Source organism: Myxococcus eversor, assembly GCF_010894455.1.
Lineage (GTDB): Bacteria > Myxococcota > Myxococcia > Myxococcales > Myxococcaceae > Myxococcus > Myxococcus eversor.
In genome coordinates, this window is the sequence record NZ_JAAIXY010000017.1 from 277,679 (window position 1) to 288,336 (window position 10,658).

At 69.9% G+C, this 10,658-nt stretch carries 7 protein-coding genes; 5 read left to right on the forward strand and 2 right to left on the reverse strand.

Annotated features, from left to right (window positions below; translation table 11 throughout):
• Positions 1 to 818: 818 nt before the first annotated feature.
• A complete protein-coding gene (gene dnaK / locus G4D83_RS31160; RefSeq protein WP_163868489.1) occupies positions 819 to 2,426 on the reverse strand; it encodes a molecular chaperone DnaK in 1,608 nt (535 codons plus the stop codon).
• A gap of 198 nt (positions 2,427 to 2,624) precedes the next feature.
• Between dnaK and G4D83_RS31165 the strand changes: the two genes are divergently transcribed.
• The 5 genes from G4D83_RS31165 (at position 2,625) to G4D83_RS31185 (ending at position 6,079) form a co-directional block, all read left to right on the forward strand.
• Positions 2,625 to 3,461: a class II glutamine amidotransferase gene (locus G4D83_RS31165; protein WP_163868490.1), complete on the forward strand. Its 837-nt coding sequence runs from the start codon at positions 2,625 to 2,627 to the stop codon at positions 3,459 to 3,461.
• A gap of 287 nt (positions 3,462 to 3,748) precedes the next feature.
• Positions 3,749 to 4,033 (forward strand): hypothetical protein, encoded by a 285-nt coding sequence (locus tag G4D83_RS31170; protein WP_240356776.1) that lies wholly within the window; start codon positions 3,749 to 3,751, stop codon positions 4,031 to 4,033.
• Positions 4,030 to 4,725 carry an ATP-binding protein gene (locus G4D83_RS31175; protein WP_420826669.1) on the forward strand — a complete coding sequence of 232 codons (696 nt, stop codon included), beginning with the start codon at positions 4,030 to 4,032 and terminating at the stop codon, positions 4,723 to 4,725. The genes G4D83_RS31170 and G4D83_RS31175 overlap by 4 nt, the downstream gene beginning before the upstream one ends.
• Positions 4,726 to 4,871: 146 nt before the next feature.
• Complete coding sequence (locus G4D83_RS31180; protein WP_163868491.1) at positions 4,872 to 5,291, forward strand: STAS/SEC14 domain-containing protein; 420 nt, start codon at positions 4,872 to 4,874, stop codon at positions 5,289 to 5,291.
• 155 nt (positions 5,292 to 5,446) lie between these two features.
• A complete protein-coding gene (locus G4D83_RS31185; RefSeq protein ID WP_163868492.1) occupies positions 5,447 to 6,079 on the forward strand; it encodes a hypothetical protein in 633 nt (210 codons plus the stop codon).
• Positions 6,080 to 6,113: 34 nt separating this feature from the next.
• On the opposite strand, the gene G4D83_RS31190 is transcribed toward G4D83_RS31185, so the two are convergent.
• Entirely contained in the window at positions 6,114 to 10,643 is a 4,530-nt protein-coding gene (locus G4D83_RS31190) for an Ig-like domain-containing protein (RefSeq protein ID WP_240356778.1), read from the reverse strand.
• Positions 10,644 to 10,658 lie beyond the last annotated feature (15 nt).

The window sequence follows — 10,658 nt, forward strand, 5'->3', positions numbered from 1 at the left end:
CGAGGAGCGGGACCCGACGCAGCGGGTGTCGTGCCCGCGACGGGCGCGGGCGTCATCGGCGGGATGCCCGGCGCGGTCGCACGTGATGCGGGGCTTGAAACAGACGGCGCCGTGCCCGCGACGGGCGCGGGCGTCATCGGCGGGATGCCCGCTGGAGCCGCGCGAGGAGTGGGGCCCGCGGCAGAAGGTGTCGTCCCAGTGACGGGCGCGGGCGTCATCGGCGGGATGCCCGCTGACGTCACGCGAGGCGCCGTGCCCGAGGCTGTCGCGCGAGGTCCTATTCCCGCGCCAGGCGGAGGCGTCAGCTGCGTGCCCCCGGGAGGTGTCACCTCTGAACTTGGATCGACCTCACCTGTTGGCGGGGGCGGCGGTCCAGCGCGACGTGCTGGCGTGCCTGTCCCCGGACTCGCGGGCGCACCCACGGCGGGTATGGCGGCGACCGTGGGCCTCGCTCCCGTGGGCGTGGAGGCGGGGCCCGCTGACGGCAACCCCGTGGCGCTCTGTCGCTGCGGCATGGGCGCGGTGATGGCGGGCATCGCGGCCACCGTGGGTCGCTGCGTGGGAGGCACCGCTGGCGCCGCGATGCCTGGAGGCTTCGCCGTCGGCGCACCCGCGGGCGAGGTACCCGCGGCGGAGGGACGCGCGGGGGCGGCGGCGGGCGGGCGGGCCACCGGCGCCGGTGTCGGCGGCACGACGGGGCCCGGCGTGGCGGCCGTCATCCTCGGAATGGCGGGACGCGCGGGAGCCGCCGGTGTCCCGGGAGGGCTTCCCGGCGGCTTGCCGGAGCTGGGATCGGTAGGCTCGGACATCGCGCTCGTCTACTGGGCCACGGCGGGCAGGTCGTTGTTGGTGTGTCCAGCCAGGCGCGTGCTGCGGTTCGACTGGATGGACTTCTGGATGTCGTCCTCCGACATGCCAGACGACAGGGTGATGGTCGTCGACGTCTTCTGTCCCGTCTCCGTGTCGCACGCGGACACGTTCACCAGTCCGTCGGTGTTGATCTCGAAGGTGACCTCAATCTTCACCTCGCCGCGATAGCCGATGCGGAAGCCCGCGAACTCGAACTCACCGAGCATCTCGCACTCGTCGGCCCGGTTGGACTCGCCCTGATACACGCGAATCTTCACCTTCTCCTGCCCGTCGCGGCTGGTGGTGAACGCCTTCGAGCGGTCGATGGGCACCGGCGTGTTCTTGTCGATGATCTTCTCGGTGTATCCGCCCACCGTGCCGATGCGCAGCGTCAGCGGCGTGACGTCCACCAGGAACGTCTCCGTCCTGCTGTCCAGCAGCGCATGCGACTGGAGCGCCGCGCCCATGGCCACGACCTGGTCGGGGTTGATGCCCTCCAGCGGAGCCTTCTGGAAGTAGTGCTTCACGGAGTTGCGGATGATGGGCAGCCGCGTGGGCCCGCCCACCAGGATGACCGCGTCGATGTCCGCCGCCGTCAGTCGCGCGCTCTGCAGCGCCTCGTCGCAGACCTTGAACGTGCGCTGCACCAGGTCCATCACCATCCGGTTGAACTGGTCCTGGTTCAGCGTGTGGCGCAGGTCCATCACGTTGCCCTGCGCGTCCTGGCAGATGCCCGCGCACAGGATGTCCGCGGAGCCCGTCTGCCCCACGTCGATCTTCGCCTTCTCCGCGGCCTCCTTCAGCATCTGGAGGCAGAACTTGTTCTGCCGCAAATCCAGCCGCGTCTTGTTCAGGAAGTCGTCCGCCAGCCACGTCATGATGCGGTCGTCGAAGTCGTCGCCGCCCAGGTACGTGTCGCCCGCCGTCGCGAGCACCTCGAAGACGTCCTTGCCGATCTCCAGGATGGACACGTCGAACGTGCCGCCGCCCAAATCGTAGACGACGACGCGCTGGTTGACGTCCCGGCCGAAGCCGTACGCCAGCGCCGCCGCCGTGGGCTCGTTGAGGATGCGCAGCACCTCCAGCCCGGCGATGCGTCCCGCGTCCTTGGTGGCCTGCCGCTGGTTGTCGTTGAAGTACGCGGGGACCGTCACGACGGCCTTGGTCACCTCACGTCCCAGGTATGTCTCCGCGACGGCCTTCATCTCCTTGAGCACCAGCGCGGAGATTTCCGGCAGCGAGTACGCGCGCTCCCGCACGCCGATTCGCACCGAGTTGTTCTCGCCCTCGACGATGCGGTACGGCATCACCGCCTGCGCCTTCTTCACCTCGTCGGAGAAGTAGTAGCGACCGATGAGACGCTTGGCGGAGTACACCGTCGTCTCGGGGCTGGTGATGATGTTCTTCTTGGCCGCGTTGCCCACCAGCACCGAGCCATCCTCGAGGAAGGACACGCAGGAGGCGTGCGTCGTCTCTCCCCACTCGTTGGGGATGACGATGGGCTGGCCATCCTGGACCACCGACACGCACGAGTACGACGTGCCAAGGTCGATGCCGATTGCGATGTCGTCCGACATTCCATCTCCGGTGAAGGGTCTAGCCCGAGGCCGTCGGTGAAGCGCCCGGAGGTTAGGAGCCTCCGGAAGACGTGTCAATGTTCGATCAATGTAAAGCCCAGCCATTTCAAGCACTTAGCGAAGAGGCAAGGGGGCGTGCCCGCTGGCTTGAGGGGGGAAGGCGACGTCATTATCTATGAAGCAAAGGAGTTCTCCCTCATGTCCGTCGTCCTCGCAGCCCTCACGTCAGACCCGAACCTGCTCAGGTGCGAGCTCCACCGGCTCGCCGAGCAGGTGCTCGTACAGACGGAGCCTCGCGCCAACGCGGTGGGGGTGGGAGCCTACGCCCAGGACGAGGTCCTCCTGCGCCGCTTCTCCAGCGCGGAAGGTGAACCTTCGCTCGTGGGGCTCGCCCCACCGGGCGAGTCGGAGGCCCTGCTGTTCCATGCCAGCCGGCTCCCCGTGGGCCAGTCGCTGGAAGAGAACACCCAGCCGTTCCGCTCGCGCCGCTGGCTGTTCGCCCACCAGGGCAGTGTGAGTGGCTTCGACGAACTGCGTGCCTCCCTGCTGGCCTCGCTGCCGGAGCACCTGCAGCGTCAGGTACACGGCGCGACGGACAGCGAGGTGCTGTTCGCCCTCTTCCTGCGCCAGCTGCGCGACGTGGGGCGCACCGATGACCCGAGGCTGGAGGCGCACGTCGCCGGTCGCCTGCTGGCGGACACCGCGCGCGAGGTCATCAAGCGCTCCGTGGACGCGGGCATCCCCCGCGCCTCCACGCTCAACCTCGTCGCCACCAACGGCGCCGTCCTCGTGGCCTGCCGCTTCGGCGAGGAGCCGCTGTATTACTCTCGACTCGAAGGCGGCGCGGAGTGCGAGCCCTGCGGCGTGACGGCCAGCTCCTCCGAGTCCCAGCCCGCGGTGGGCGCCCACCGCCGCCGCCGCACCGTCGTCGTCGCCAGTCACCTGAAGCGCCCCGGCAGTTGGGTGGAGCTGCCTCGCGCCACCACCCTCGCCGTGGGGATGGACCTCCAGGTGCAACTGCTCAACGGCGGCTGAGCTCGAAAGGCGCTTTCCTGGTTGAACGCCCACGCACTTCGCGTGGGTAGTTCCCGCCCCGTGGCTCGCGGGGACGACGGCGCCAGAGCGACGGATTCCCGGAGCTTCCCGGCGCAAGCAGGTGAAGCGCGCGAGTAAAACGAAAAAACCCGGAATTTTAGACGTCTCTTTCGGGAAACCGAAGCGGATTTCATGGGTGCTTCGTGAATCGCTTTACAATCCCCGCGAAATTATTGCCTCATGCTGGCTTTATTCCACGGAATTTACTCCTGGACTGACTTTTGCCGTTGCCACTGCCCACGAACGCCGCGCTGGAGTCCCGGTTGTCCGTGGTCGTCCGTCACCCCGCCTGGCTGTGCATCCGCGCGTTGGCTCGGGGGCCGGGGATGCCGGAGCGGCTCTTCCTGGGCCGAGAGGGACGTCCGGAGCCGTTGCCGAGCGAGAGCCTGGGTGAAGGAGGCGCGGCGGTGCGGAGGCTGACCGATGAGGTCCGGGTCTCCAATCGCGAGGGCGGCGGTCTGGACGTATTCGCGCGCAAGCGCTTGAAGAAGGAAGCAAGGAGACCGTGGTGAGTCGGGGCGTGACGAGTGCAGAGCTGCTGGGCGTCTTGCGGCACTTCATGCCCGAGACCGCCGCGCGGCTCGTGCTTCGAGGAACGCTGGAGTCGCTGCGGCTGTCGGCGGACGCGCTGGGCGCGGTGGAGCTGCCGCGCGTCATCGAAGCGCTGGAGCCCGCCTCGCGTTACTTCGTGGACCCGGCCCGTCGTCCGGACCTGGTCGCCCGCCTTCGAGCCCTTACCGCGACGGACAGCGTTCCCTCGGGGCTGAACGCGCGCGAGCCGACCGCGGTCTCCGTGTTGCCCATGGCGATGGATGCGCGGCCCACCACGTATCTGGTTCGCACGGAGGCGGATGCCAGCCACGCGAGGCTCGCGGCGCGCGCGCTGTGCGAGGCGATGGGCGGGCGAGGCTACGAGTGCCAGAAGGTCGCGACGGCGGTGAGCGAGCTGGCGCGCAATCAAATCTCCTACGCGGGTGGCGGCACCATCCAGCTCATCCCCGTGCAGGCGCCGCGCAAGTTGTTGCGCGTTCGCGCGGAGGACCTGGGGCGGGGCATCCCCGAGTTGGAGCGCGTGCTGTCTGGCACCTACCGGAGCAAGACGGGCATGGGCCTGGGCCTGCTGGGTGTGAAGCGGCTGTCGGACAAGTTCGAGGTGAACACAGGCACCACCGGCACCCAGGTGGAGTTCGAGGTGTGGTTGTGACGTCGCCCGAAGGTGGGCGAGGTGGAGAACGGCGACGGCGTGGTGGTGCGCGTCGACGGGCCGTACACGCTCCTGGCGGTGGACTCGCCGGGCCATGGCCCCCGCCGCGGCGCTGACCGCTTCCGAGTTCATCGAGGAGACACATCATGGTCCGCATGTGGACGTTCGGTGACAGCAAGATGTGGTTCGAGTCGCCCGACTTCGTCCGACTGGTCCAGGTCGGGGTGTTCGACCTCAAGCTCATCCAGGCGCTGTGTGGAGTGGGGCGCGAGCTGATGGTGGCCCAGCCCCGGCTCTACCTTCTCTGTGATGCGCGCCGCGGGTCGAGCATCTCCCTGGAGGCACGCAAGGCGTTGAGCGAGACGCCAGAGGTGATGCCCTACGCGGGCATCGTCATCTTTGGCGCGAGCTTCGCGCTGCGCACCATGGCCAGCATGATGGGCACGCCCTCGGGCCTGCTGGGGCGGACGCAAGGCGCTTCGTTCGGCATGGTGGACACGGAGGAGGAGGCCCGGAGCTGGGTGGCCGCCCGGCGCGCGGTGCCAGGAGCCGTCCAGGCCTCCTGAAGCGGGGGGCGCGAAGAAATCTCCGCCCGGGAATGCAAAGAAAATCCCGGGGTGCCGACCCCCTGGCACGACGTGGGGGGAATGGGCGGGTCCGCCGACCCTGACCGCGTCTTGGCGCGATGGTCGCGCCAGGTTCCAGTCCGGAGATGACATCCATGAAGCTGATGCTTTCGGCCGTTGCCACGCTGTGCCTCGCGACGCTGCTATCCGCTTGCGGCGGGCCGTTCCCGGAGTCCACGCCCGACACCCACGAGGAGACGGCGCGCTCGCCGCTCCCGCCCATGCCCCTGCCCGGTGAAGAGGAGGAGCCGGGCGGCGGCTGCGGCGGCTGTGGCCCCACCAGCACGCCCGTCACCATCAACACCGCGCAGAACTCCACGCCGCCCGTCTCCATCCCCGCGAACGTGCCGCAGTACCCCTTGAGCGGAGGTCGCCCGGAGGACAAGTGCCGGCAGTCCAGCTACACGGCGGTGAGCTTCCTCAGCCCGCTCAGCCAGGGCGGGACGCTCACCTTCCACGGCGTCGTCGCGCCCAGCAGCAAGGCGAACTTCTACATCTACAACGCGCAGGGGCAGCTGGTGAAGACGCACCAGACCCCCCACTCGCATGACAACTGCGTCATCAACCAGACCACCGCCACCACCTACGAGCTGGTGCCGGGCACGTACTACGTCTACTCGTCGTTCTGGTTCATCGGCGTCTTCCTGAACTCCGGCTGGTACTACAACGGCAACCTCGGCCCCCTGGCCTGGAACAACCTCTACGTGGGCTCGTTCACCATCCAGTGACGTGAGGCCCCGCCTCGGCGGTGAGGATGTCGCCTCACCGCCGACGGCGCAGTCCGACAACGCCCACCCACGCCAGCCAGACGAGGCCGAGCGGGAAGGCGCCCGCGGTGCTGGAGCAGCCCACGCCACCGCCCTCCACGAGGCTGGGACGGATGACGTTCCACTGGTGATGGGCGGCGACGAGCTGCACGTTCCCCGCGAAGTCCGTCGCCAGCACATCCAGCGTGTGGGGGCCCTCCGACAGCGAGCGGACGGTGAGCGGATTCTCGCAGACCTCCAGGTCCACGCCGTCCAGCGTGCACTTGAAGCTGGCGACGGGCTCCGAGGTGGTCAGGGTGAAGGTGACCTCGGAGAGCGTGCTGGTTCCCTTGGGTCCGCCGCTCAGGGTGGTGGTCGGCGGGAGGACGTCCACGACGAAGGCGCGAGGCGTGGACGAGACTCCGGTGTTGCCCGCCACGTCCGTGGCCCAGACCAGCAGGTTCTGCGGACCGGAGATGATGGCCAGTCCAATCTGCACCGCCCACTCGCCGCGCTCGTTGGCCTGCGTCGTCCCCACCGTCAGGCCATTGAGGCTCGCGGTGAGTGTGGTCCCCGGCTCCGCCGTGCCGGTGATGGTGTTGAAGCCCGGCCCGACGATGGCCTCGGCCGTGGGCGTGACGACGAGCGGGGCCGCGGGCGCCGTGGTGTCCACGGTGAAGGCGTGGGAGCCGGACTCGGTGCTGGCCCGGCCGAAGGCGTCCGTGCAGTAGGCGCTGACCAGGTGGAGCCCATCCGTCAGGCCCGTCGCGGGCGTGAACTTCCACTCACCCGCGCTGTCGACGACGGGCTTCTGGTCCTGGGGCAGGCCATCCAGGCGCACGGTGAGGATGCAGTTCTGCTGGGCGGTGCCGCGGATGAGCGGCGTGCGCGTGTTCACGAGCGAGGCATTCGCGGGAGCCACCAGCCCGGGCTCGCTCGGGAGCACCAGGTCGAGCGTGAAGGAGCGCGCGATGCGAGGCCCCTGGTTGCCGGCGAGGTCCGTTGCCTGCACCTGGATGTCGTGCCGCCCGTGGGCGAGGGCCTGGGGAGGCTCGTAGGCCCAACTGCCCGCGCCATCCACGATGACTCCCGGCAGCCTGGTTCCATCCATGGTGATGAAGACGGTGCTGTCCGCCTCCGCCGTCCCGGCGATTCGAGGCCTGGCGGTGGTGAGCGTCGCGTTCTGGACCGGCTCGGTGACCACCGTGGTGGGAGGCGTCACGTCCACGCGGAAGGCCCTCGCGGACGACAGGTCTCCCACGTTGCCGGCGAGGTCGGTGGCCCTGACCTGCACGTCGTGCCGCCGCTCGGACAGCGCCGTCGCGGGGGCGAAGGTCCAGTTGCCGGAGCTCGTCGCCGTCACGGTGCCGGACAAGGCGCTGTCGATGAAGATGCTCACCCGGGCGCCCGCCTCGGTGGTGCCGACGAAGTCAGGGCGCTGCGAGGGCAGCACGGCCTCGGCGAGCGGAGTGGTGAGGGTGGGAATCACGGGGGCGAGGGTGTCCACGGTGATGTCGATGCCCGTGGAGGCGGCGCTCACGTTGCTCGCGGCATCCGTGGCGGTGGCCGTCACGGTGTGGATGCCGTTGGCCAGCGTGGTGATGACAGGCACGAGCCACTGTCCGTTGGCGCCCGTCACCGCCGTGGCGAACACGCTCTCGTTGATGAGGAGCTTGACCGTGCTCTGTCGCTCGGCGGTGCCCGAGAAGCCCGTTCCAGCCTGGCCCACCAGGATGCCCGAAGTGGGGGTCAGGATCGCGGGGGCGGCAGGGGCTGTCACGTCCACGGTGAAGCGGACCTCCGTGGCTGAGCTGGTGTTGTTCGCGGGGTCCGTGGCGGTGGCGGACACCAGGTGGGTGCCATCCGTGAAGCCCCGTCGCGTGGGCAGCGACCAGTTGCCGCTGGCGCTCGCCGTGGCGGTGCCGACCAGGTCCCCATCCACGGTGACATTCACGGTGCTGCGGGGCTCGGCGGTGCCGGAGAAGCCCGTCCCGTCCTGGCCCACCACCGTGTCGGGATTGGGCGTCAGGATGACCGGCGCGGCGGGCGCCGACAGGTCCACGGTGAAGCTCGTCTCCGCGGCGACGCTCGTGTTGTTCAGCGCGTCGGTGGCGGTGGCCGTCACCGCATGCGTGCCCGCGGTGAAGCCCGTGCGGACCGGGAGCGACCAGGCCCCCTCGGTGGTGGTGGTCGCGGACCCGGTGACGACGCCGTCGACATGGACGCGGACGATGCTCCGGGGCTCGGCGGTGCCCGAGAAGGCCGTGCCCGCGGGGCCCACCACGGTGGTGGGATTGGGCGTCTGGATGACGGGGGCGGCGGGCGCGGTGATATCCACGGTGAAGGTGGAGGTCGTGACGGCGCTGGTGTTGTTCGCGGCATCGGTGGCGGTGGCCGTCACGGTGTGCTGCCCATCCGTGAAGCCACTCTGCGTGGGCAGGGACCAGACCCCGGTGGCGGAGGCCTGGGTGTTTCCGACGGTGGTGCCATCCACGCGGACCGTCACGGTGCTCAGGTTCTCGGCGGTGCCGGAGAACGTCGTGCCCGAGGGGCCCACCACGACGCTGGGGCTCGGCGTGACGATGGCGGGGGCGGCGGGCGCGACGATGTCCACGGTGAAGCGGCGCTCCGCGACGGTGCTGACGTTGCCCAGCGTGTCGGTGGCGGTGGCCGTCACCGTGTGAGCGCCGTGGGTGAAGCTCGTGCTGACGGGCAGCTCCCACGTTCCGGTGGCGCTGGCCTGGACAGTGCCGACGGCGGTGCCATCCACGCTGACCTTCACCGTGCTCAGGTTCTCCGCGGTCCCGGAGATGGCCGTACCCACGGCGCCCACCAAGGCGCCTTCCGTTGGGACCAGGATGACGGGCGCGGCGGGGGCGGTGATGTCCACGACGAAGCCTCGGCTCGCGGCGCCGCTCGTGTTGTTCGCGGCGTCAGTGGCGGTGGCCGTCACCGTGTGACTGCCATTCGTGAACCCCGTCTGGGTGGGCAGGGACCAGGCACCCGTGGCGCTGGCCTCGGCGGTGCCGACGAGCGTGCCATCCACGCTGACCTTCACGGTGCTCAGGTTCTCGGCGGTGCCAGAGAAGGTTGTTCCAGCGGGACCGACGATGGCGCCCTCGGCCGGCGTCACGATGACGGGGACCGCGGGAGCGACGATGTCCACGGTGAAGCTGCTCTCCGCGGCGACGCTGACGTTGCCCAGCACGTCGGTGGCGGTGGCCGTCACCGTGTGCGTTCCATGGGTGAAGCCCGTCTGGGGCGCGAGCAACCAGGCCCCACCGGCGCTGGCCTGGCTGGTGCCGACGAGGTTGCCATCCACGCGGACCCTGACGGTGCTCAGGGCCTCGGCGGTGCCGGAGAAGCCAGTCCCCGTCGTTCCCACCACCACGAGGGGATTCGGAGTCTGGATGACCGGCGTGGCGGGCGGTGTCACGTCCACGGTGAAGCTGACGACCGCGGGCTGGCTCGTGTTGCCCGTCGGGTCCGTGGCGGTGGCGGACACCGTGCGGGTGCCGTTGGCGAAGCCCGTCCTCACGGGCAGCGACCACGTCCCGGTGGAGCTCGCCTGGACGGTGCCGACGGCGCTTCCGTCAACGCTGACATTCACGGTGCTGTTCGCTTCGGCGGTGCCGGTGAAGTCCGTGCCGGCGGGACCGACCACCGTCTCGGGATTCGGCGTCAGGATGACCGGCGGGGAGGGCGCCACGATGTCCACGGTGAAGGTGCGCTCCGCCGCGGTGCTCGTGTTGCCAGCGGCATCGGTGGCGGTGACCGTCACGGTGTGGGCCCCATGGGTGAAGCCCGTCTGAACGGGCACCGACCAGGCGCCGGTGGCACTCGCGGTGGGCGTGCCGACGGTGGCGCCATCCACGCGAACCGTCACGGTGCTCAGGTTCTCCGCGGTGCCGGTGAAGCCCGTGCCGGCAGAGCCGACCACGGCGCCGGAGGCGGGCGTCAGAATCACGGGCACGGCGGGCTTGCCCGTGTCCACGGTGAAGGTGCGCTCCGTGGCGGCGCTCGCGTTGCCGGCGGCGTCGGTGGCCGTGACGCTCAGGGTGTGGGGGCCCTCGGTGAAGGACGTGCTCGTCGGCAGGGACCAGGCCCCTGCGGCGGAGGCCTGGGTGGTGCCGACGATGGCGCCATCCAGCCGGGCGGTGATGAAGCTCCGGTTCTCGGCCGTGCCGGAGAAGCCGGTGCCAGCCGCGCCCACCACTGCGCCCGAGGCGGGCGTCGTAATGGTGGGAGCCGCGGGCGCCGTCGCGTCCACGGTGAAGTCATTCGACGCGACAGGGCTGATGTTGCCAGCGGTGTCGGTGGCGGTGGCCGTCACCGTGTGCGCTCCTTCGCTCAGGGTGCTGACGGCGGGGACGGTCCATCGCCCGTCGCTGCCCGCCTGGGTGGTCCCTACGGGAGCTCCGTCCACGCGGACCGTCACGGTGCTCAGGTTCTCGGCGGTGCCCGTGTAGTCCGTCCCGGTCGCGCCCACCGTGTCACCTTCGGCCGGGGTCTGAATCACCGGAGCGGCGGGAGCGGTCTTGTCCACGGTGAAGGTGCGCTG